Origin of the sequence: Microbacterium algeriense (assembly GCF_008868005.1) — a bacterium.
Classification (GTDB): domain Bacteria; phylum Actinomycetota; class Actinomycetes; order Actinomycetales; family Microbacteriaceae; genus Microbacterium; species Microbacterium algeriense.
The window spans coordinates 907,699-929,537 of sequence record NZ_WAAO01000001.1 but is presented as its reverse complement, the minus strand read 5'-3'; the positions used below and the strand labels follow the sequence as shown (position 1 = coordinate 929,537).

Annotated in this window: 19 protein-coding genes; 13 read left to right on the top strand and 6 right to left on the bottom strand. The window is 71.9% G+C overall.

From position 1 onward, the window contains the following. The first annotated feature begins 121 nt into the window (after positions 1-121). Complete coding sequence (locus tag F6A08_RS04465; protein ID WP_151458735.1) at positions 122-781, top strand: SDR family NAD(P)-dependent oxidoreductase; 660 nt, start codon at positions 122-124, stop codon at positions 779-781. A 134-nt stretch (positions 782-915) separates the two neighbouring features. On the opposite strand, the gene F6A08_RS04460 is transcribed toward F6A08_RS04465, so the two are convergent. Continuing rightward, positions 916-2,361, bottom strand: a complete 1,446-nt coding sequence (locus F6A08_RS04460) for an MFS transporter (RefSeq protein ID WP_151458734.1) — start codon at positions 2,359-2,361, stop codon at positions 916-918. Positions 2,362-2,416: 55 nt separating this feature from the next. Between F6A08_RS04460 and F6A08_RS04455 the strand changes: the two genes are divergently transcribed. After that, entirely contained in the window at positions 2,417-3,493 is a 1,077-nt protein-coding gene (locus tag F6A08_RS04455) for a threonine aldolase family protein (protein ID WP_124896335.1), read from the top strand. A gap of 24 nt (positions 3,494-3,517) precedes the next feature. Here F6A08_RS04455 and F6A08_RS04450 read toward each other — a convergent pair whose 3' ends face one another. After that, positions 3,518-4,123: a DUF4916 domain-containing protein gene (locus F6A08_RS04450; RefSeq protein WP_017201660.1), complete on the bottom strand. Its 606-nt coding sequence runs from the start codon at positions 4,121-4,123 to the stop codon at positions 3,518-3,520. Positions 4,124-4,199: 76 nt separating this feature from the next. On the opposite strand from F6A08_RS04450, the gene F6A08_RS04445 reads away from it, so the two are divergent. From F6A08_RS04445 to F6A08_RS04420, 6 genes are all read left to right on the top strand, one after another. Further along, positions 4,200-4,880: an alpha/beta hydrolase gene (locus F6A08_RS04445; protein ID WP_192576681.1), complete on the top strand. Its 681-nt coding sequence runs from the start codon at positions 4,200-4,202 to the stop codon at positions 4,878-4,880. Between the two features lie 275 nt (positions 4,881-5,155). Next, positions 5,156-6,772 carry an ABC-F family ATP-binding cassette domain-containing protein gene (locus F6A08_RS04440; protein WP_151458733.1) on the top strand — a complete coding sequence of 539 codons (1,617 nt, stop codon included), beginning with the start codon at positions 5,156-5,158 and terminating at the stop codon, positions 6,770-6,772. A 94-nt stretch (positions 6,773-6,866) separates the two neighbouring features. Then, entirely contained in the window at positions 6,867-11,558 is a 4,692-nt protein-coding gene (locus tag F6A08_RS04435; protein WP_151458732.1) for an ATP-dependent helicase, read from the top strand. Between the two features lie 22 nt (positions 11,559-11,580). Beyond that, positions 11,581-12,531, top strand: a complete 951-nt coding sequence (locus tag F6A08_RS04430) for an EI24 domain-containing protein (protein ID WP_225855732.1) — start codon at positions 11,581-11,583, stop codon at positions 12,529-12,531. Continuing rightward, positions 12,524-13,297, top strand: coding sequence for a DNA-formamidopyrimidine glycosylase family protein (locus F6A08_RS04425; protein ID WP_017201664.1), 774 nt, complete (start codon positions 12,524-12,526; stop codon positions 13,295-13,297). The genes F6A08_RS04430 and F6A08_RS04425 overlap by 8 nt, the downstream gene beginning before the upstream one ends. Before the next feature lie 80 nt (positions 13,298-13,377). Next, complete coding sequence (locus tag F6A08_RS04420; RefSeq protein WP_017201665.1) at positions 13,378-13,785, top strand: DapH/DapD/GlmU-related protein; 408 nt, start codon at positions 13,378-13,380, stop codon at positions 13,783-13,785. Positions 13,786-13,803: 18 nt separating this feature from the next. Here the strand turns inward: F6A08_RS04420 and F6A08_RS04415 are convergent, their stop codons facing one another. After that, the gene (locus F6A08_RS04415) at positions 13,804-14,463 is read right to left on the bottom strand and encodes a LuxR C-terminal-related transcriptional regulator (protein WP_017201666.1); all 660 of its coding nucleotides are present in this window, start codon (positions 14,461-14,463) and stop codon (positions 13,804-13,806) included. Continuing rightward, complete coding sequence (locus F6A08_RS04410; RefSeq protein ID WP_225855731.1) at positions 14,456-15,703, bottom strand: ATP-binding protein; 1,248 nt, start codon at positions 15,701-15,703, stop codon at positions 14,456-14,458. Before F6A08_RS04410 ends, F6A08_RS04415 begins: the two co-directional genes overlap by 8 nt. A gap of 114 nt (positions 15,704-15,817) precedes the next feature. Here F6A08_RS04410 and F6A08_RS04405 point away from each other — a divergent pair, with 114 nt between their 5' ends. The 4 genes from F6A08_RS04405 to F6A08_RS04390 all read left to right on the top strand — a co-directional run bounded on the left by F6A08_RS04405 (position 15,818) and on the right by F6A08_RS04390 (position 19,262). Continuing rightward, the gene (locus F6A08_RS04405; RefSeq protein ID WP_151458731.1) at positions 15,818-17,383 is read left to right on the top strand and encodes a PspC domain-containing protein; all 1,566 of its coding nucleotides are present in this window, start codon (positions 15,818-15,820) and stop codon (positions 17,381-17,383) included. After that, positions 17,380-17,703 carry a hypothetical protein gene (locus tag F6A08_RS04400; protein WP_151458730.1) on the top strand — a complete coding sequence of 108 codons (324 nt, stop codon included), beginning with the start codon at positions 17,380-17,382 and terminating at the stop codon, positions 17,701-17,703. The genes F6A08_RS04405 and F6A08_RS04400 overlap by 4 nt, the downstream gene beginning before the upstream one ends. A gap of 61 nt (positions 17,704-17,764) precedes the next feature. Next, positions 17,765-18,454 carry a LysR substrate-binding domain-containing protein gene (locus tag F6A08_RS04395; protein ID WP_151458729.1) on the top strand — a complete coding sequence of 230 codons (690 nt, stop codon included), beginning with the start codon at positions 17,765-17,767 and terminating at the stop codon, positions 18,452-18,454. A gap of 40 nt (positions 18,455-18,494) precedes the next feature. Beyond that, complete coding sequence (locus F6A08_RS04390; protein ID WP_151458728.1) at positions 18,495-19,262, top strand: glutamine amidotransferase-related protein; 768 nt, start codon at positions 18,495-18,497, stop codon at positions 19,260-19,262. Here the strand turns inward: F6A08_RS04390 and F6A08_RS04385 are convergent. Together F6A08_RS04385 and F6A08_RS04380 are read right to left on the bottom strand one after the other, a co-directional pair. Then, positions 19,214-19,684 carry a glutaminase gene (locus F6A08_RS04385; RefSeq protein ID WP_151458727.1) on the bottom strand — a complete coding sequence of 157 codons (471 nt, stop codon included), beginning with the start codon at positions 19,682-19,684 and terminating at the stop codon, positions 19,214-19,216. The two genes, F6A08_RS04390 and F6A08_RS04385, sit on opposite strands and share 49 nt — an antisense overlap. Continuing rightward, positions 19,681-20,895, bottom strand: a complete 1,215-nt coding sequence (locus F6A08_RS04380) for a cation:proton antiporter (protein ID WP_151458726.1) — start codon at positions 20,893-20,895, stop codon at positions 19,681-19,683. Before F6A08_RS04380 ends, F6A08_RS04385 begins: the two co-directional genes overlap by 4 nt. A gap of 85 nt (positions 20,896-20,980) precedes the next feature. Here F6A08_RS04380 and purU point away from each other — a divergent pair, with 85 nt between their 5' ends. Beyond that, the gene (purU, locus tag F6A08_RS04375; RefSeq protein ID WP_124896346.1) at positions 20,981-21,832 is read left to right on the top strand and encodes a formyltetrahydrofolate deformylase; all 852 of its coding nucleotides are present in this window, start codon (positions 20,981-20,983) and stop codon (positions 21,830-21,832) included. Positions 21,833-21,839: the final 7 nt, after the last annotated feature.

Sequence of the window (21,839 nt, the reverse complement as noted above, 5' to 3'; positions counted from 1 at the left end):
GCGCGCCGAGAGCGCGCGACCGATGTGACGCTGGGGCGCACCGCGCTGCGGCCGGAACCTGTTCTGCGGATCTCCGCGGGTTCCGGCCGCAGAAGCACTCCTGACCGGAAGAGTGAGCGACATGGATGAAGCCATCGATGCGAGACTGGACGGACGTACCGTGGTGCTCGCCGGGGCGACCAGTGCAGCGGGACTCGCCATGACACAGGCCCTGCACGCGGCGGGCGCACACGTGATCGCAACCGGCCGTTCGGCCGCACGACTGGAGCCGTTAGCAGGTGCGGGTGCGCAGGTGTTCCTCGCGGATGCGACCTCGCTCGACGAGATGACGGCCCTGGCCGGGCAGATCGGCGGTGTGGACGGAGTGATCCCGCTGGTCGGAGGCTGGCGCGGTGGAGGTGGGCTCGCCGGGCAGTCGGACGATGACTTCGCCGACCTGCTGCCGGCGCTCGATGCCGTGCGAGCGACGAGTCGGGCGTTCGATGCGGCGCTGCGCGCGTCCGGAGCGGGCCGGTTCGCGATCGTGTCGTCGACGGCGGTCGCAAGGCCGCTCGCGGGCGGGGCGAACTATGCCGCGGTGAAGGCCGCGAGCGAGGCCTGGGCGCGCGCGGTCGCACACGGGTACGCCAAGGCGGCCCGCGAGGCCGCCGAGCCGCTGCGCGCGGCATCCGTCGTGTTCCGGGCCAAGGCGCTCGATCCCGAGGTCTTGGCCGCACGGGTGGTCACGCTCTGGGATGCAGACGCCGTCGACCTCAACGACCGGGTGTTCGACCTCGACTGACGGACGGGCGGACGGTCGGTCTGGCCAGTCCGGCTCGGACGGGCGGTGACGTTCCGGCGACGGAGCGACGATCTGCGGAGGATTCTCCACTGAAGCGTCCGGGAATCGTCCGGGGCTCGGGGAATCGTCTGGGCTCACCGGGACTCGGGCGGCATTCCGGGCACGACCGGCGGGGCCTCCCGGCGCGGGTCTCGGTCCGACGGCGCTTCCCCCGCGACGTCGGAACCGGCATCACCGTCGGCGTCACCGTCCGGCCCGACCTCCTGCTCCGGCGCCTCGGCGTACAGCTCGGTGAGCCTGCGATAGGACCGGGTGAAGAACGCCAGCGTCGCCGCGACGACCATGATGAGTCCGGCGAACAGGCAGATCAGGGCGATGCCCCTCGCCTCTCCCTCCCCGAGCAGCCACCCCCATTGCCGCTGACCCTCGGCCGTCTTCATGTACGGGATCACGAGGAACTCGGCGATCGGGGCGATCAGGAAGGCCGTGACCGGTGCGGCCGCAGCCTCCATGGCCGCCGCGGTGCCGAACACCCGGCCCTGTCGGGCGAAGGGGACGACCTTCTGGATCACGGTCTGCTCCGCCGCTTCGACGGGCGGCACCAGCGCCATGTAGATCCACATGCCGACCACGTACAGCGGCCACCACTCGCGCAGCATGAACACCGAGCCGAGCAGGCCCATCGCGATCACGACGAGCAGCATCGTGCGCACCGGTTTCGCACCGAGGCCGAACTTCGCCACGAGTCCGCCGCCGATCAGGAAACCCGTGGAGGCGAAAGCGAGAGCGAACCCCCACATCTGCGCGTCGAACAGCGTCAGGCCGTACGGGTCCATGAGCGCCATGTAGACGCCGCCGATGAGGTTGTTGAAGGTCGAGAACACGATCAGCGCGAAGAGGCCGGGCGCGAGGCGGATGGCCCGCACGCTGCCGCGGAAGTCGATCGCGCTCTTGGCCTCGGGGTCGGCCTCCGGCTCCTCCTCCGGGATGCGGATGAACAGCAGGTGCGCGAACGTGAGGGCCATCGCGACGATCGCGATCCCCAGCGTCCAGCCCATCCCGAGGAAGCCGATCGACAGCCCGGAGAACACGCTCGTGACGAGGAACGCCAGTCCCTGCACCGTGCCGACCAGACCGTTGGCGTTCGCGCGCTTCTCCTCCGGGACGAGCAGCGTCACCGTGGTGGAGAGCGCGATGTTGCGCAGCTGCTCGATGACACCGCCGAACAGGATCACGCCGGCGAACAGCCAGAACCACGGCCCACCGAGGTCCAGCAGCGCGGATTCCGGCTGCCAGAGGTACAGCACCCCGGCGATCAGGAAGGCGGCGGCGGAGATCACGCTCGACAGCAGCATCACGCGGTGCTTGCGGTGCCGGTCGACGATCGTGCCGAACACCATCGCGAAGAACGCCACGAGCAGCATGTAAGCGCCGCCGATGATGCCGGTGGCCAGCACCGACTGCGTCTCGATGTACACCCAGAACGTGAGGGCGAACCAGAGGAAGCTCGTCGTCACGTTGGCGATCAGCGTGTTGACGAGGACGTTGGCGAAGGCCGTCTTCGCTGCGGTGCGCTCCATGGCTTCGAGGGTAGAGCGGGCCGGGGACATCCGGTAGGGCGATTAGGCTTGAGCGGTGAGCATCCAGCATGACCCCGCGATCCGGGGCTTCGCCAGCGACAACTACTCCGGCATCCACCCCGAGGTCCTGGCGGCCATGGCGGCGGCGAACGGCGGCCACCAGGTCGCCTACGGCGAGGACGCGTACACCGCGCGGCTCCAGGAGGTCTTCCAGGAGCACTTCGGCGAGGGCACGCAGGCCTACCCGGTGTTCAACGGCACCGGCGCGAACGTCACCGGTCTCCAGTCCATGCTCCCGCGCTGGGGCGCCGTGATCGCCGCATCGACCGCGCACATCAACGTCGACGAGGGCGGGGCTCCCGAGAAGATCGGCGGTTTCAAGCTCCTCACGGTGCCGACCGATGACGGCAAGCTCACCCCGGAGCTCATCGACCGCGAGGCCTGGGGCTGGGGCGACGAGCACCGGGCGCAGCCGCTGGTCGTCTCGATCACGCAGTCGACCGAGCTCGGCACCCTGTACACCGCGGACGAGATCCGCACGATCGCCGACCACGCGCACTCCCGCGGGATGAAGCTGCACGTCGACGGCGCGCGACTGTCGAACGCGGCGGCAGCGCTCGACCTGCCGCTACGCGCGTTCACGCGGGACGCCGGGGTGGACGTGCTCACCTTCGGCGGCACCAAGAACGGCGCCATGCTCGGCGAGGCCATCGTGGTCCTGAACCCGGACGCCGCGGACGGCCTGCAGTACGCCCGCAAGTTCAACATGCAGCTCTCGTCGAAGATGCGCTTCGTCTCGGCCCAGCTGATCGCGCTGCTGGACGGCGACCTGTGGCTGCGCAACGCCCGCCACGCGAACGCCATGGCCGCACGCCTGCGCTCGGCGGTCGAGGCCGGCATCGCCGACGGCTCGATCCGCGGCGTCGAGTTCACGCAGCCGACGCAGGCCAACGGTGTGTTCGCCACTCTCCCCGAGGGCGTGGCCGATCGCCTCCGCGACGTGTTCCGCTTCTACGACTGGGATGCGGCGCGCAAGGAGGTCCGCTGGATGTGCGGTTTCGACACCGAGGAGTCGGACGTCGACGCCTTCGTGGCCGCCCTGGCCCCGCTCACGCGCGACGCCTCGGCCTGACCGCGCCCGCCCGCGGGCGCGGCGTCAGCGCAGGAGCCCCAGGTATGCCAGAGCCTGACGGACCAGGGTGCCGCGACCGCTCTCCATCTCGGCGGCGACCGCATCCGATGCCGCGGCCTCCGGCGAGAACCAGGTGACCTCGAGGGCGTCCTGACGCGGCTCGCACGTGCCGGTCACCGGCACGACGAACGCCAGGGACACGGCGTGCTGCCGGTCGTCGTGGAAGGCGCTGACCCCGGGGATCGGGAAGTACTCGGCGACCGTGAAGGGCAGCGGCTGCGGCGGCAGCAGCGGGAAGGCCATCGGGCCGAGGTCGTTCTCGACGTGCCGGAACAGCGCGTCGCGGATGGTCTCGCCGAAGCGGACCCGCCCGGACACGATCGTGCGGGTCATCTCGCCCAGCGGCGTGGAGCGCAGCAGGATGCCGATCTCGGTCACCTGCCCTGAGCCGTCCGTGCGCACGGGGATCGCCTCGACGTAGAGCATCGGCAGGCGGCGACGCGCCTCGGCGAGCTCGAACTCGCTCAGCCAGCCGGGGTTCGCACCCGGCGCGGGCGGGTTCGCATCCGGGAAGGCTCCGAGACCTTCGTCTTCGGGCTCCGGATCGGGATCAGGTGTGCGCACCGCCATGTGTCCTTTCTACCAGCCGTCCCTCCGCACCGACACCGGCGGCTCCGACGTCCGTGCCTGCTGGCAGGATGACGGTGTGACAGAGAACCTGACGATCGACGACACCGCGACCAGATGGTCTTCCCCCGACCGCGGAGGGATGCCGCTGCTCGTGCTGCTGCACGGCTACGGCGCCGACGAGCACGACCTGTTCGGACTCGTCCCGTATCTGCCCTCCGGCATCGCGGTCGCCTCTGTCGCCGCTCCCCTCGCCCCGCCGTGGCCCATGCCCGGGCGCTCCTGGTACGCCATCGACGGGCTCGACGGCCGCAGCCCCGAGGCCGTCACGGTCGCCGCCGAGGCGTTCCTCCGCTGGCTCGATGCCGCGGCGGGCGATTCCCCCTCGGTCGCGCTGCTCGGCTTCTCGCAGGGTGCGGCCGTGTCGCTGCAGGCGCTGCGCCTCGCCCCGGAGCGTTTCGGCGCGGTCGTCGCCCTGAGCGGATACGCGGCTCCGGGCGACCTCCCCGGCGACGAGACGCTGACCGAGCTGCGCCCTCCGGTCTTCTGGGGTCGCGGCACGCACGACGACGTCATCCCGCCCGCACTCGTCGACCACACCGCGCAGTGGCTGCCCGGGCACGCCGACCTCTCCGGCCGGGTCTACACCGGGCTCACGCACAGCATCTCCGAGGAGGAGCTCGCCGACGTGCACCGCTTCCTCACCAAGTGGATCGAGGGGATCGGCGCGGATCAGGAAGAGGGCCCGCGCTCCGCCTGAGGATCGTGCTCCGCGGGCGCGAGCCCTTCGCGGCGATGAGCGCGCGACACGCCCGGGGTTGCGGAACGCCGACACGCCCGGGTATCGTCGGGGAGTCCTGTCCGCCGTGTCTGGAAGTCCTTTGATCTGATCCGTCGCCTCCGCGCTCCTCTTTCCGCGCGCTGACCCGACGATCGCCGACTCCACGGCAGACCCTCTCGCCCGCGTCCTGTGACTCCTCACGGACCGCCTGGGGCTCGGTGTCAGTGCACCCTCGCACTCGACAGGAGACACTCATGTCACACCCCGCACCCCTTCACGCGTCGGTCATCCTCGACCGACTCACCTTCACCTGGCCGGACGGGACGACCGCCATCGACGCGGTGTCCGGAGCGTTCGGCTCCGGACGCACCGGCCTCGTCGGACGCAACGGCGCAGGCAAGTCCACACTGCTGCGGCTGATGGCCGGAGAGCTCGCACCCACATCCGGGTTCGTCACCGCCTCGGGCGAGGTCGCGTACCTGCCGCAGCAGCTCACGCTCGACGTCGATCGTCGGGTCGCCGAGCTGCTCGGGGTGTCCGCGGCGCTCGACGCCGTCCGGGCCATCACGGCCGGCGACGTCGATCCCGCGCACTTCGATGCCGTCGGCGACGACTGGGACATCGAGGCGCGCGCCGAGGCCGCCCTGGCCGAGGCCGGCCTCGCGCCGGAGTTCCTCGATCGCCGTGTCGGCGAGCTCTCCGGAGGAGAGGCCGTGCTCGTCGCGATCGCCGGGATCCGGCTCCGTCGCGCGCCGATCACGCTCCTCGACGAGCCGACCAACAACCTCGACCGCGACGCCAGAGCGAAGCTCGCGGCGATGGTGCAGGCCTGGAAGGGCACGCTCATCGTCGTCAGCCACGACCTGTCGCTGCTCGAGCTGATGGACGAGACCGCCGAGCTGTACGGCCGCACGCTGAGCGTGTTCGGCGGCCCCTACTCCGAGTGGCGCACCTGGCTGGATGCGGAGCAGGATGCCGCGAGGCAGGCCGAGGCCACGGCCGCTCAGACGCTCCGCAAGGAGAAGCGCCAGCGGATCGAGGCCGAGGTCAAGCTCGCGCACCGTGCGCGGACGGCCAAGAAGGCCGAGATCGAGAAGCGCGTGCCGAAGATCGTCGCCCATGGCCGGAAGATGGCCGCGGAGGTCTCGGCAGGCAAGCTGCGCACCGAGGTCGGGGCCAAGGAGGAGGCGGCGCGGTCCGTCCTCGACGAAGCGGGGCGCCGCGTGCGCTCCGACGCGTCGATGAAGATCGAGCTGCCCGACCCGCAGGTCTCCCGCAGCCGACGCATCGCGACGATCGCGGAAGAGGAGCGGGCCTGGGTGATCCAGGGCCCGGAGCGCGTGGCCCTGATCGGGCGCAACGGCGCCGGGAAGACCACCCTGCTGGAGCGGCTGGTCGCGGATGCGCGCCCGTTCGAGGGCGGCCTGCACGCCGAGGCCCACACCGACCTGATCGGGTACCTCCCGCAGCGGGTGGACGGTCTCGACGAGCATCGCTCCGTCTTCGAGAACATCGCCGCGGCGGCTCCGCACGTTCCCGAGAAAGAGCTCCGGAACCGGCTCGCGCGGTTCCTGATCCGCGGCGCCACGGCGGAGCGCCCGGTCGCAGCGCTCTCCGGCGGCGAGCGCTTCCGCGTGGCGCTGGCGAAGCTGTTGCTCGCCGACCCCGCTCCGCACCTCGTGATGCTCGACGAGCCGACGAACAACCTCGACCTCGACACGGTCGACCAGCTCGTCGAGGCGCTGCGCGCCTACCGGGGCGCTGTGCTGGTCGTGAGCCATGACGACGCGTTCCTGCGCCGGCTCGACCTCGACCTGACACTCGAGATCGACGGCGACGGGAGACTTCAGGAGGTCTCGCTCGGCTCCTGAATCAGCCGCTTCGACGACGCCGGGCCTCGGGAGCATCCGCCCCGAGGTCCGGCGTCACGACCCCGATGTCGGTGGCAGCACGCATGATGGAGGGATGAGCGATGTGCTCGACCGTTTCACCCCGGCAACGCAGGACTGGTTCCGTGGTGCCTTCAGCGCGCCCACGCCCGCCCAGACCGGAGCCTGGGAGGCGATCTCCGCAGGCAAGCACGCGCTCGTCGTCGCGCCCACCGGCTCGGGCAAGACGCTGTCCGCGTTCCTGTGGGCGATCGACAGCGTCTTCCGCGAGCGCATGGCCGCACCCGAGGAGCCGAAGAAGGATGCCGCCCGCACCCGCATCCTCTACATCTCGCCGCTCAAGGCGCTCGGCGTCGACGTGGAGCGCAACCTCCGCTCGCCTCTGGTCGGCATCGGGCAGTCGGCGCGCCGGCTGGGCGTCGACGCCCCCGCCGTCACCGTGGGGGTCCGCTCCGGCGACACCACCTCCAGCGATCGCCGCAAGCTCGTCTCGGATCCGCCCGACATCCTGATCACGACGCCCGAGTCGCTCTACCTCATGCTCACGAGCCGCGCGGGCGAGACCCTGCGCGACGTGCACACCGTGATCATCGACGAGGTGCACGCCGTCGCAGCCACCAAGCGCGGAGCGCACCTCGCGGTCAGCCTGGAACGGCTCGACGCGCTGCGCTCCGCACACGCCCTTCGACAGGCTCAGGGACCCAGCGAACGACGGGCGCAGGGACCCACCCTTCGACAGGCTCAGGGACCCACCGTTGGACGGGCTGACGGGTCCGGTGCGGTCCCGCCCGCGCAGCGCATCGGGCTCTCGGCCACCGTGCGTCCGATCGACGAGGTGGCCCGGTTCCTCGGCGGCGCGGCTCCCGTGGAGATCGTCGCACCGCCGGCGTCCAAGACGTTCGAGCTCGGCGTCGTCGTGCCGATGGACGACATGACCAACCCCCCGCCGCCTCCCGGTGCCGCGTCCGGCGCGGGGGCCGAGCTCCGTGCGGAGGATGCGGAGTACACCGAGGTCACCGGATCCGTGTGGCCGCACGTGGAGGAGGCGATCGTCGACCGCATCCTGCAGAACAACTCGACGATCGTGTTCGCCAACTCCCGCCGGCTCGCCGAGAGGCTGACCGGACGACTGAACGAGATCTACTCCGAGCGGATCGGCGTGGCCCTGCCGGAGGCGACCGTGCCGGCGGCCATGATGGCGCAGGCCGGAGCGACCGCCGGTGCGGACCCGGTGCTCGCGAAGGCCCACCACGGCTCGGTCTCCAAGGAGCAGCGTGCCCAGGTGGAGGAGGAGCTGAAGTCGGGTGTGCTGCGCTGCGTCGTCGCGACCAGCAGCCTCGAGCTCGGCATCGACATGGGCGCGGTGGATCTGGTCATCCAGGTCGAGGCCCCGCCCTCGGCGGCCTCGGGTCTGCAGCGTGTGGGCCGCGCCGGTCACCAGGTGGGCGAGATCAGCCGTGCGGCTCTCTTCCCGAAGCATCGCGGCGACGTGCTGCACACCGCGATCGTCACCGAGCGGATGCTGGCCGGCAAGATCGAGGCCATCCAGGTGCCGCGCAATCCGCTCGACATCCTCGCGCAGCAGACCGTCGCGGCGAGCGCGCTCGGCGCGATCAGCGTCGAGGAGTGGTTCGAGACGGTCCGCCGCTCCGCCCCCTTCCAGGCGCTCCCCCGTTCGGCGTACGAGGCGACGCTCGACCTGCTGGCCGGACGCTTCCCCTCCGACGAGTTCGCGGAACTGCGCCCTCGACTCGTGTGGGACCGCGACGCCGGGACGCTGACGGGACGACCGGGCGCCCAGCGGATCGCGGTCACCAGCGGCGGCACGATCCCCGACCGCGGCCTGTTCGGGGTGTTCGTGGCCGGGGAGTCCACCGGAGCCCGCGTTGGCGAGCTCGACGAGGAGATGGTCTACGAGTCGCGGGTCGGCGACGTGTTCACGCTCGGCACCACGAGCTGGCGGATCGCGGAGATCACGCACGATCGCGTCAACGTGATCCCCGCCTACGGACAGCCGGGCAAGGTGCCGTTCTGGCACGGCGACGGCATCGGCCGACCGTTCGAGCTCGGCGAAGCGCTGGGCGCGTTCTCCCGCGAGGTGTCGTCCGCCGCCCCCGAGAAGGCGCAGCAGCGGCTGATCGACGCCGGTCTCGACGAGCAGGCGCGCGCGAACCTGATGGCCCATCTGACCGAGCAGCGCGAGGCGACGGGCACCCTGCCCACCGACCGCACCCTCACCGTCGAGCGCGGCCGCGACGAGGTCGGCGACTGGCGCGTCATCCTGCATTCCCCGTACGGCATGAAGGTGCACGCGCCGTGGGCACTGGCGATCAACGCCCGCGTCAGGGAGCGCCTCGGGGTCGAGGGCTCCGCGGTCGCGAGCGACGACGGCATCATCGTGCGCATCCCCGATGCCGAAGCCGAGCCTCCGGGTGCCGAGCTGTTCGTGTTCGATCCGGACGAGCTCGAGGTCCTCGTCACGCAGGAGGTGGGCGGGTCTGCGCTGTTCGCCTCGCGCTTCCGGGAGTGCGCCGCTCGCGCCCTGCTGATGCCGCGCATGAATCCGAACAAGCGCACGCCGCTGTGGCAGCAGCGTCAGCGATCGGCGCAGCTGCTCGAGGTCGCGCGGCGCCATCCCACCTTCCCGGTGATCCTGGAGACGCTGCGCGAGGTGCTGCAGGACGTCTACGACCTCCCCTCCCTCCGCACGCTCGCCACCTCGATCGCGGACCGCCGCATCCGCCTGATCGAGACCGAACCGGGCCAGCCCTCGCCCTACGCGCGCGATCTGCTCTTCGGCTACGTCGGCGCGTTCATGTACGAGGGCGACTCGCCGCTCGCCGAACGCCGGGCGGCGGCGCTGTCCGTCGACCCCGCCCTGCTGGGCGAGCTGCTCGGCACGGTCGAGCTGCGCGAACTGCTCGACCCCGACGTCATCGCACAGTTCGAGCGCGAGGCGCAGCGCCTCGATCCCGACCGTCGCGCGCGCGGACTCGAGGGCGTGGCGGACCTGCTGCGGATGCTCGGCCCGCTCGACGCCGAGGAGGTCGCGGCCCGCCTCGACCCCGATTCGACCGACGGGGCGACGGCCGCTGCGCTGCTCGACCAGCTCATCGCGGCGCGCAGAGCCATCCCGGTGACGGTCGCCGGCGCGGGCCGTGTGGCCGCGATCGAAGACGCGGGTCGGCTGCGGGACGCGCTGGGCGCAGCCCTCCCCACCGGCATCCCCGTCGCCTTCCTCGAACCCGTCGCGGATCCGCTCGGCGACCTGGTCGCGCGTCACGCGCGCACCCACGGCCCGTTCACGACCGATGCCGTCGCGGCCCGCTTCGGCCTCGGCGCCGCTGTCGCCCGACACACGCTGCAGAGACTCGAGACCGCCGGCCGCCTCACGAGCGGCTACTTCCTGCCGACGGCTGCCGGCAGCGGCGACGACCTCGAGTGGTGCGACAGCGAGGTGCTGCGCCGCCTCCGGATGCGCTCGCTCGCGGCGATCCGCGGGTCCGTGGAGCCGGTGTCGCCGGAGGCGTACGCGCGGTTCCTGCCGGACTGGCAGCACCTCGGGCGGCCGCTGGAAGGCGTCGACGGTGTGCTCACCGTGATCGAGCAGTTCGCCGGAGTGCCGATCCCGGCGAGCGCGTGGGAGTCGCTCGTCCTGCCGTCCCGGGTGCGCGACTACTCCCCCGCGATGCTGGACGAGCTGACCTCGGCGGGCGAGGTGATCTGGTCCGGACACGGGACTCTCCCCGGGCGCGACGGATGGGTGTCGCTGCACCCCGCCGACCTCGCCCCGTTCACGCTGCCCGAGCCCGAGGCCGAAATCGCGGTCGACTCCCTCGAGGCGCGGATCCTCCAGTCTCTGCAGATCGGCGGCGCGTACTTCGCCGCCCAGCTCAAGGAGATGACCGCGGCGGAGAACGAGCAGTCCGTGCTGGAGGCGCTGTGGTCGCTCACCTGGTCGGGGCACGTGACGAACGACACCTTCGCACCGATCCGCTCGCTGCTCGCCGGCGGGTCGCAGGCGCACAAGGTGAAGCGGAAGGCTCCGCGGGCCCGTACCTATCGCGGGATGTCCCTCACCCGCACCGCTCCCCGCCCCACCTCGATCGGCGGACGCTGGTCGCTGCTGCCCGAGACCGAGAAGGACGCCTCGCGCCGCGCGACCGTCACCGCGGGGCTCCTGCTCGATCGCTACGGCGTCGTCACACGGGGCGCGGTGCAGGCCGAGGGCGTGCCAGGCGGCTTCGCCCAGGCGTACCGTGTGCTGGCCGGATTCGAGGAGGCCGGCCACTGCCGCCGCGGCTACGTGATCGAGAAGCTCGGCGCGGCCCAGTTCGCCGCCTCGGGCACGGTCGACCGGCTGCGCACCTACGCCGGCCTCGCCGACCCGCCGCCGCGCACGGCCGTGACGCTTGCGGCGACCGATCCCGCGAACCCGTACGGTGCCGCACTCGGCTGGCCCAAGCTCGAGGGGGTGTCGCACCGCCCTGGGCGCAAGGCCGGTGCCCTCGTCGTGCTCGTCGACGGCGCGCTCGTGCTCTCGCTCGAGCGCGGTGGCCGCACGGTGCTGTCGTTCAGCGACGACGGGGAGGTGCTCCGCGCCGCAGCCGCCGACCTCGCGGCGACCGCCCGCAGCCGACGCCTCGACACCCTGACCGTCGAGAAGGTCAACGGCGAGGGCGTGTACGGCACGGAGCTCGCGCTCGCGCTGCAGGAGGCCGGATTCGTGCAGACACCCCGCGGCTTCACGCTCCGCAAGGCGGTCTGAGCGTGCGCCTACGCTGGAGACCATGATCCGAGAGTTCGCGGCCGGCGTCCGCACCCTGCCGCGCGGATTCGGCCTGTGGCGCACGCGCCCCGGGCTCATGGCGCTCGGACTCGTCCCCGCGATCATCGCGTTCCTCCTGCTCGCCGCCGCGATCGTGCCGCTGGTGTGGGGGATGCCGTCGGTCTCGGCCTGGCTCACCCCCTTCGCCGAGGGGTGGATCGAGCCGTGGCGCGGGCTGCTGCGCGCGGCCGTCGGCTTCGTGGTCGTGGCCGCCGCCCTGGCCCTCGCGGCGGTCGTCTTCAGCGCGCTGACCCTCACCATCGGCGACCCGTTCTACCAGCGCATCTGGCATGCGATTGAAGTCGACCTCGGCGACCCGCCCTCCGGCGACGGCGGCAGCTTCTGGACGACGCTGGGCGAGGGTCTGCGGCTGGTGCTGCTGGGTCTGCTGATCGCGGTCCTGGTGCTGCTGATCGGACTCATCCCGGCCGTGGGCGGCTTCCTCGGGCCGATCGCCGGTGTCGTGCTCACCGGTCGACTGCTGGCGCGCGAGCTCACCGGTCGCGCCTTCGACGCCCGCGACCTCAGCCCGGCCGACCGCGCCGCCCTGTTCGCGGGGAATCGCGCCCGGGTGCTCGGCTTCGGCGTCGCGACGCAGCTGTGCTTCCTGATCCCCGGCGGGGCGGTCGCGATCATGCCCGTCGCCGTCGCGGGCAGCACGATGCTCGCTCGCCACATGCTCGGCCCTTCGACAAGCTCAGGGACCCAGGTAGGCGGCCCTTCGACAAGCTCAGGGACCCAGGTAGGCGGCTCAGGGACCCGGGTAGGCGGCCCTTCGACAAGCTCAGGGACCCAGGCAGGCGGCTCAGGGACCCAGGTAGGCGGCTCAGGGACCCGGGTAGGCGACTCTTCGACAAGCTCAGGGACCCAGGTCGGCGGCTCAGGGACCCAGCGGGGCGGCGCCGGTGCCTGAGGGCGATACCGTCTTCCGCACCGCACGGCGGCTCGACGAGGCTCTGACGGGCGCCGAGGTCACCCGCTTCGACCTGCGGGTGCCCCGCTTCGCGACACTCGATCTGACCGGGCAGACCGTGCACGGAGTCATCCCGCGCGGCAAGCACCTGCTGATGCGGATCGGCGAGAGCACCGTTCATTCGCATCTGCGCATGGACGGGGCGTGGTTCGTCTACCGCGCAGGTGAGAGATGGAAGCACCCCGCGTTCAAGGTCCGTGCCATCATCGGCACGGCCGACCGGGAGGCGGTCGGCGTCGACATCGCCGAGGTCGAGGTCGTCCCCACCCGGGAGGAGGACCAGCTCGTCGGATACCTCGGCCCTGACCCGCTCGCGGCGGACTGGGATCCCGCGGAGGCGGCGCGACGCGTCAGCGCCGACACCCGCAGCATCCACGTCGCCCTCCTGGACCAGCGCAACGTGGCCGGCTTCGGCAACGAGTACGCGGCTGAGCTCTTGTTCCTCCGCGGGATCCTGCCCACCACGCCGGCGCCACAGGTCGACGTGGCCGCCCTGCTCGATCTCGGCGTCCGCACGATCCGCGCCAACCGCGACCGCCGTCACCGCACCTTCACCGGCGTCGACCGCCCTGGTCAGGGCACCTGGGTGTACGGTCGCGCCGGGCGCCCCTGCCGCCGCTGCGGCACGCTCATCCGCCGCGGAGAGCAGGGCGCCGATCCGACGCGCGAGCGCATCACGTTCTGGTGTCCGGTCTGCCAGCGCTGACCGCATTCATCCGAGGGAATGAATCTCCCCCTCCCGTGGTTGTTGATATATCCGGAGAACTCCGGAACACGGGAGGAATCGTGGGCAAGAACTACGTCGACATCGAGAACGACCAGGGCGCGACGCTGCGGTACCGCAAGCACGCGAACGGCCGGGGTCTCGTCGCGCATGGCGCGAAGGTGCACCCGAAGGCGCACATCGAGGCGGGTGCCTATATCGAACCGGGCGCGCGCGTCGGCGCCGGTGCGACCATCGCACGCGGCGCGTGGATCGACGAGGACGCCGTGGTCGGCGAGGGCGCGTTCGTCGACGCCCACGCACACATCGGCCAGGGTGCCGCCGTCGGAGACCACGCCTACGTCGGAGTCCGCACCGACATCGGCGCGGGAGCGCGCATCGTCCGCGGCGCACGGATCGGCGACGACGAGACCGTCGCCGCCGGACTCACGGTCGCGACCAACCAAAAGGGCCTCTGGCTCGCGGCCTGACGTCCGCCCCTCGAAGGGCTAGAGCAGTCGCCGTTCCGAGGCCCACGCCGTGAGCTCATGGCGTGAGGACAGCTGCAGCTTGCGCAGGACGGACGACACGTGCGTCTCGACCGTCTTGATCGAGATGAACAGCTCCGCAGCGACCTCCTTGTACGCGTAACCGCGCGCGATGAGGCGCATGACCTCCTGCTCGCGCGCGGACAGACGATCGAGCTCGTCGGTGGCGGTCGCGGTCTCGCCCGCGACGGCTCCGAACGCGTCGAGCACGAAACCGGCGAGCCGCGGCGAGAAGACGGCGTCTCCGTCGGCGACGGCGTGCACGGCTCTGCTCACCTCGGCGCCCGACGAGCCCTTCGTGATGTAGCCCCGCGCGCCGGCGCGGATGACCCGGACGACATCCGCCGCGGCGTCCGACACGCTCAGCGCGAGGAACCGCGTCGCCGAGGGCTGACAGCCGCGGATCACGCTCTCCCCGCCCGCGGCGTCGTCGCCGCTGCCGCCGGGCAGGTGCACGTCGAGCAGCACGACGTCGGGCTGCGTCTCGCCGATCACGGCGATCGCCGACGGCACGTCCGCCGCCTCGCCCACCACGTCGACGCTCGCATCGAGGTCGGCGCGCAGCCCCGAGCGGAAGATGGAGTGGTCGTCGACGATCACGACCCGGATGCTGTCAGCCACGACTCTCCTCCCGCACACTGGCCGGCCGCGGTGCAGGCCTGTCGTGCGGCGTTCCCGCCGTGATGCTCAGATGCACCTCGGTGCCGTGCTCGTCGCTGCGGACGGAGCCGGTCCCGCCGGCGCGCCGCATGCGTCCGATGATCGACTCCCGCACCCCGAGACGGTCGCTCGGCACGTCGTCGAGCTCGAACCCGGCTCCTCGGTCGCGGATGAACACGTCCACCCCGGCGGCGCTGCCCTCGATGTAGACGGAGATCTCGCCACCCGCGTGCCGTGCCGCGTTCAGGATCGCCTCGCGCGCCGCCGCCGCGAGCTCGCCGCTGGCGCGCTCGGCGGAGAGTCCGGCCGAGACCACGTCGATCCGCACCGGATAGTCGAGCTCCAGCGCCCCGGCGTAGTCGCGCAGATCCGTCGGCAGGTCGCTGTCGGCGGGAGCATCGCCGTCGTAGAGCCACGCGCGCAGCTCGCGCTCCTGCGCCCTGGCCAGTCGCGCGGCCTCGCTGGAGGCGCCGGCCCTGTTCTGGATCAGCGCCAGGGTCTGCAGCACCGAGTCGTGCAGGTGGGCGGCCATCTGGCTGCGCTGCTCCTCGCGGATGCGGCGGATCCTCTCTCCGGACAGTTCGCGCCAGCGCGGGATCAGCGTCGACGCCAGGACGGCAGCGAGTCCGACCAGCGGAACCAGCACGAGCGCCACACCGGAACGGGCGACGGGCCACGACAGCAGCACCGCGAACAGCAGGGCGAGCAGCCCGACCGCGAGGATGCGGACCGTGAGGGTGTGCCGCGGACCGCGTGCGGTGTCGGTGCGATCGATGAGCGTCGCCCAGAGACCGGCGCCTGTCGCGAAGGCGACCGTGCCGCCCACGACCACGGCGGCGGGTCCTGCGGGGATCGTGCCGCTCAGCCAGTCGCTGCCGCCGCGCCAGACCAGCACGACCAGCGTCCCGAGCGCGGCGGGCACCAGAAGCAGCCACGCGACCGGCATCCTTCGTGTCGGAGCCGACTCCCCGTCCGTCCAGGGCGTGAAGGCCCAGCACCACGCGTACAGGAGCACGCCGGCTCCCCCGCACAGCGTCAGAGCGAGGAACAGCGCCCGCACCATCCACACCGGAGCGCCGAGGTGACGGGCGAGCCCCGCAGCGACCCCGGCGACCAGGCACGCCCGATCGCGGGTCAGCGGCGGGCGCGGGGGCGCTGCCACGCGCGGAGGTCGCGCCGGAGCGTGCACCGAAGAGGACATGTCGCCATCCAATCATCCGCACGTCCGCTCCGGGTGCTCCCCTGCCCGGAATCAGGGGGCGCTCAGGGGTTTCCCCCATGGCCGCGCACCGAGGGCGACGGCCAGGATCGAAGCATGACGATTCCCACTGCGCCCCCGCCTCCCGCCGATCATGCCGACGCGGCTCCCGGCACCACGGGGCGGCCCATCCCGCGCGGTGCGGATCGCTTCCTCCTCTGGGTCGCCGGCCTCGGCGTCGCCCGTTCCGAGGGGTGGCTGGGCGGCGTGGCCGCCGGCATCGCCGCGCGTCTGCGCATCGACCCCCTGATCGTGCGCGGCGTGCTCGTCGTCGCCGCGCTCTTCGGACTGCCCGTCATCTTCCTCTACGCCGCGGCCTGGGCCCTGCTCCCGGATCTCGACGGACGGGTCCACCTCCGCGACCTGCTGCGGCGCGACTACCAGCCGGTGCAGTGGGGCATCCTCGCGATGGCCGTGATCGGCCTGTTCCCGACCGCTCCGCTCACCGGACGTCTCTTCGGCCTCGGCTACGACGGGTGGTCGAGCCTGGCGCTGCTCGGCTGGATCGTCGGACTCGTGCTCGTCGCCTCCCTGCTCTTCCTGATCGTGCGTGCTGCCAGCCGCACGCCGGGTGCTTCCGCGCCGGATCTGCCGATGGCTTCCGCAGATCAGGCGGCCCCGGCCGCGTCCGCCCCTCTCGACGATTCGGGCGTCGAGAGGGCGGACGCCACTCTCCCCGATGCCGCGCTCCTCGACGAGACCGCCGTCTCGCCCGAGGCCGAGACCGCCTTCCTTCCCCCTGCCCCGCCCGCACCGCTGCCGCCCGGGTCGCAGGACCCTGCGGCACTCGAAGCCTGGCGCGCCCAGCACGCCGCCTGGAAGGAGCAGGATCAGGCGTGGCGGCGGCAGCAGCAGGACGCGGAGCGTGCCGCGCGGGAACAGCTGCGCCGCGAGCGTCAGGCCGAAGCCGCCGTCTTCGCCGCCGAAGCGGCCGAGCGCCGACGCATCCGCCGCGCGTCGAACCCGCGCGCAGGATTCGCCTTCGTGGCCACGTTCCTCGGGCTCGCGATCATCACGGGGTCCGCCGTCGGTCTCGCCACCGGGGGCGACACGCTCGGCGGAGCCCTGGGTCTGTTCTCCGCCGCCCTGATCCTCGCGCTGGGGATGATCGTCGCCGGGGCGTTCCGTCGACGGAGCGGGTATCTGGCCTTCGTCACGGTGGTCACGTTGATCGGAGGGCTCGTGGCCGGAGGGTTCGCGGCCTTCCCCGGGCTCACCCTGGCGAACTCCGTCGTGATGGGGAACGAGACCCCGGCGCACGTCCGCCAGCCCTTCGGAGACGCGTACCTCACCCTCAACCCGTATGAGGGCGACCCGCGGCCGATCGTCATCGACAAGGGCTCAGGCAACACCTTCATCGCCGTGCTGCCGGGCGTCGAGCTCGATCTGCGCGCCACCGTGCGCACGACCATCGTCACCTGGAACCTCACGGATCCCGAGACCGGCGAGATCCGCGATCACGGCATCTGGTCGCCCGCCGAGACCGGGGACGGGACGGTCGTCCGGAAGCGGATCGCCGCGGAGGGCGGCTCTCCCGCGACGGTGCAGCCCGTCACGATCGACCAGGGCAGCGGGACGATCTCCGTCACCATCTACGAGACCGAGAAGGAGGAGCAGCGATGAGCGCTCCGACGATCACCGGGACCGCCACCGAGACGATCACCCCGCCCCGCACCCGCTGGGCCGCCATCATCTGGGGGCTCCTGTTCGCCGCCGTCGCCGGCACGGCCCTCTGGGTCCTCTCCGACACCGAACGGCGTGAGGCCGTCGCGGACGGGATGCTGGGGCTGACACCCGCGACCGTCGTGACGATCGTGCTGCTGAGCGTCGGCGTGCTGCTGCTCGTCAGCGGCGCGGCCGGACTCGTGCGCCGGGAGCAGCGGAAGCTCGCGGAATCCGCGACCGCCACGCACCCCGAGGCTTCCGTCCCCCTCGCCGAGTAGCCTTGATCGCATGGCGAATCAGGGAAGACGGCCCGCGAAGCGTTCAGGCAGGGGATCGCCCGTGCGCCGGAACAAGGCCGCTCCCGCCGAGAGGTATCCGCCGCAGAAGCCGAAGAAGAAGACCGGCTCCGTCGTGTTCGACGCCCCGCAGCCCGAGCCGGCGGCACCGCGCACCTTCCGTCTCGGTGCGGTTCCGGGCGCGACGCCGGGCCGATGGATCGACGCCTGGAAGCAGCGGATGCCGCACGTGCCGCTCGATCTCGTCCCGGTCGATCCCGCGACGCAGCGCTCCGCCCTCGACGAGGTCGATGCGGCGCTCGTGCGACTGCCGCTCGCCGACGACTCCCTCCACATCATCCCGCTGTACGACGAGGTCCCGGTCGTCGTGGCGGCGGCCGATTCGCATCTGATGACCGCCGAGGAGCTCACCGCCGCGGATCTGGAGGGCGAGGTGCTGATCGGGCTGACGGACGACGTGCTCGGCCCGCTCGACCTGCCGGGGACCACGGCAGCGCGCTTCGCCCCGCTCGCCACCGAGGACGCGATCGCGACGGCCGCCTCGGGGACCGGGATCGTGATCGTCCCGATGTCCCTCGCCCGGCTGCATCACCGCAAGGATGCCGACCACCGCGTCCTCGCCGGCGGCCCCGTGTCGACCGTCGCCCTCGCCTGGCCACGTGAGCGCACCACGCCGGATGTGGAGACGTTCGTGGGCATCGTGCGCGGGCGCACCGCGAACTCCTCCCGGTGACCGCGCGGGCGAGGGCGGTCGCGCTCGTTAGAATCTCCTGATGGCCTCGCTTCTCTACGTCTGCGTGCGACCCGAGATCGGGGCGGCGGATGCCGAGCACGCCTCGTTCCGGCGAGCGCTCGGCGCGGACGTGGTCGACCGGCTGAACCTGCTCGAGGAGCCGCTCGACGTCGCACGCCTGCAGGGCTACCGCGGTGTCGTGGTCGGCGGTTCGCCGTTCAACGTGTCCGACGCGGTGAAGTCCGCCGAGCAGCTCCGCGTGGAGGCCGACCTCGCAGACCTCGCCCGCGCGGCGATCGCCGGCGACGTGGCGGTGTTCTTCACCTGCTTCAGCATCGGCGTCGTGACCCGCATGCTCGGCGGCGAGGTCGTGACCGACACCCCCGAGGCCGCGAGCGCCACCGTCATCGACGCCACCCCCGCGGCGGCCACGGACCCCGTCTTCGGCCCCAGCGGCCCGGCGCTGACGGTGTTCACGGCCCACAAGGAGAGCGCGGCAGCGGTCCCGCCCGGCGCGGTGCTGCTCGCGACGAACACCGCCTGCCCCGTGCAGGCCTACCGCGTGGGGACCCACCTGTACGCCGCGCAGTTCCACCCCGAGCCCACGCCTCGGGACTTCGCCGACCGGATGACGTTCTACCGCACCACCGGCTACTTCGACCCGGACGAGTTCGACGCGGTGCAGCAGCAGGTGCTCGCGGCATCCGTGACCGAGGGCGCCGCGCTGCTCCGCCGGTTCGCGGAGACCTTCGCCGGCGCTCAGCCCGCGGCGGAGTCGAGCAGCAGCGACACGCGCTCGCGCAGGTAGGCCTCCAGGGGCATGAACCCGCCTGCGCTGCTCCAGCGCACGGACGGCACGCCGTCGACGACCGCGAGCGGGCCGGAGGAGCCACCGGCGTCCACGGCGTCCACATCGATGACGCTCCACCCCACGTGCACCACCTCGCCGGCGTCGAAGCCTCCCCGCAGAGCCTCCGCGCGGCGCTCGGCGCGCTCCCGCGCGGATTCGGCGGTGTAGCCGCGGCGTCCGGGGTCGGCGGCGCGCAGCACCTCCGCCGTGGCCAGGGCGTGCGTCGGGGTGAGCAGGAGCACCCCGAGGTGCCAGGCCTCGCCGACACGGACGATGCGGCGGCCGCGCCAGCGCGAGTCCCGCTGCTCGCCGAGGCCCTCCTTCGGGGCGTCGGCGAGTTCCCGGACGGCGCCGGTGAGCAGTGCCGACGCCGTCGTCACAGCTCTCCCTGCGTCGATGCGGACGCCCGTGGCGGCCCGGCGACCTCGGCGCGATCGCCGCGCAGCGTCATGCCGATCAGCGGATACAGCAGCACCGACAGCATCCCGGCCCCCACCAGGGCAGCCGCCGTGCCGGTGTCGAGCATGTCCTGATCGACGCCGATCGCGGTGACGGCCACGATGATCGGCAGACCCGTCGCAGCGAGCAGCCCCAGCGCCGCCCGCTCACGGACGCTCGCCCCGGCGGGTGCGGACAGCTGCGCCGCGGAGCCGCGGATCACCAGCAGCGCGATCAGGAAGACCGGCACCAGCGCCATCGCCACCGGCGACGCCAGGAGCGCCTGCAGGTCGAAGGTGACGCCCGTGTACAGGAAGAAGATCGGCACGAGGAAGCCGAAAGCGATCGCCTCGATCTTGCTTTCGACCTCCTCCGCGTCCTTCTGCGGCGCACGGGCCATGATGATGCGCCAGATCGCCCCGGCGACGAAGGCGCCCAGCAGCATGTCGAGGTCGAGCATGACGCTCAGACCCACGAGCGCGGCGATCAAGAGGATCACGAAGCGCACCCCGAACTGGTCGGAGGTGTGCAGCGTCGCCTGGACGATCCGATGCAGCCGGCCGTGCGGCACGCGGTGCGCGAGCAGGATCGCGAGCCCGGCCAGGACCACGAAGGTCAGCAGGACGGCCGTGGCGATCGGCGTGGTCCGCGTGCTGAGGAAGATCGAGATCGCGATCAGAGGCAGGAACTCCCCCACCGCCCCGATCGTGCTGATCGCCCGGCCGAAGGGCGTGTCCAGCTCCCGCGCGTCGCGCAGGATCGGCATCAGGGTGCCCAGCGCGGTGGAGCTGAGCGCGATCCCGATCACGACCATCCCCTCGCCTGGCGCGAAGAAGAAGCCGAGCCCGATGCCCAGCAGGACGCTCAGCAGCCAGCCCAGCGATGCGCGGGCGAGGGGCTTCCCCGACACCTGCCGGAAGTCGATCTCGGTGCCGGCGACGAAGAACAGCAGTGCCAGTCCGAAGTCGCTCAGCTTCTCCAGCAGCGGACCCGGCTCGACCCAGCCGAGCACCGCCGGCCCGACGAGGATCCCGAGCACCAGCTCGAACACGACGATCGGCACCCGCACCACCGGGCGGACCCCGCGCGCGAGCAGAGGGGCCGCGACCGCCAGCAGCGGGATCAGCACCAGTCCGAGGTCGCTCGCTTCCACCGTCTCAGGGTAGCGACTCGGCGCCCGCGATTCGCCCGTCCGCCGCATCCACGGCAGAATCGATGCACACCCTGGAGGAGCACCCATGTCCCAGCCCGATACCGCCCGCCTGCTGATCGCCTGCGACGATCAGCCCGGCATCGTCGCCGCCGTGGCCGGAGTGCTCGCCCAGCACGGCGCGAACATCATCTCGCTCGACCAGCACTCGACCGACTCCGAGGGCGGTCGCTTCTTCCAGCGCACCGTGATCCACCTCGACGGGCTGGCGGCCGCACGCCCCGCGCTGGAGGCCGACATCGCGGCGGTCGCCGAGCGCTTCGGCATGGAGTGGTCGCTGCACGACGTCGCCCGCCGCAAGCGCGTCGCGATCTTCGTGTCGAAGTACGACCACTGCCTGATGGAGCTGCTGTGGCGCACCCAGCGCGGACAGCTCGACATCGACATCACCATGGTCGTCTCCAACCACCCCGACCTGGCCGACGCCGTCCGCGGATTCGGTGTGCCGTTCGTGCACATCCCCTCCGGCGACAAGGCCGTCATGGAGGAGCGTCAGCTCGAGCTGCTGCGCGGCAACGTCGACCTGGTCGTGCTCGCCCGCTACATGCAGATCCTCACGGACGACTTCATCACCCGCCTCGAGGCGCCCGTGATCAACATCCACCACTCGTTCCTGCCGGCCTTCATCGGCGCGAACCCCTACGCGCGTGCCAAGGATCGCGGCGTCAAGCTCATCGGCGCGACCGCCCACTACGCGACGGCGGACCTCGACGAGGGACCGATCATCGAGCAGGACGTCACGCGCGTGACCCACTCCGAATCCGCGGCGGAGCTCCAGAGCCGCGGCGCCGATGTCGAACGCCTGGTGCTCGCCCGCGCCGTGCAGTGGCACGCCGAGGACCGCGTCATCGTGCACGGCCGCTCCACGGTCATCCTCTAGCCCCCCG

What these genes read in the sequence shown, in the direction of transcription:
- F6A08_RS04465 (WP_151458735.1), top strand. Translation starts at nt 122, where the DNA reads ATGGATGAAGCCATCGATGCGAGACTGGACGGACGTACCGTGGTGCTC.
- F6A08_RS04460 (WP_151458734.1), bottom strand. Translation starts at nt 2,361, where the DNA reads ATGGAGCGCACCGCAGCGAAGACGGCCTTCGCCAACGTCCTCGTCAAC.
- F6A08_RS04450 (WP_017201660.1), bottom strand. Translation starts at nt 4,123, where the DNA reads ATGGCGGTGCGCACACCTGATCCCGATCCGGAGCCCGAAGACGAAGGT.
- F6A08_RS04440 (WP_151458733.1), top strand. Translation starts at nt 5,156, where the DNA reads ATGTCACACCCCGCACCCCTTCACGCGTCGGTCATCCTCGACCGACTC.
- F6A08_RS04435 (WP_151458732.1), top strand. Translation starts at nt 6,867, where the DNA reads ATGAGCGATGTGCTCGACCGTTTCACCCCGGCAACGCAGGACTGGTTC.
- F6A08_RS04430 (WP_225855732.1), top strand. Translation starts at nt 11,581, where the DNA reads ATGATCCGAGAGTTCGCGGCCGGCGTCCGCACCCTGCCGCGCGGATTC.
- F6A08_RS04410 (WP_225855731.1), bottom strand. Translation starts at nt 15,703, where the DNA reads ATGTCCTCTTCGGTGCACGCTCCGGCGCGACCTCCGCGCGTGGCAGCG.
- F6A08_RS04405 (WP_151458731.1), top strand. Translation starts at nt 15,818, where the DNA reads ATGACGATTCCCACTGCGCCCCCGCCTCCCGCCGATCATGCCGACGCG.
- F6A08_RS04400 (WP_151458730.1), top strand. Translation starts at nt 17,380, where the DNA reads ATGAGCGCTCCGACGATCACCGGGACCGCCACCGAGACGATCACCCCG.
- F6A08_RS04390 (WP_151458728.1), top strand. Translation starts at nt 18,495, where the DNA reads ATGGCCTCGCTTCTCTACGTCTGCGTGCGACCCGAGATCGGGGCGGCG.
- purU (WP_124896346.1), top strand. Translation starts at nt 20,981, where the DNA reads ATGTCCCAGCCCGATACCGCCCGCCTGCTGATCGCCTGCGACGATCAG.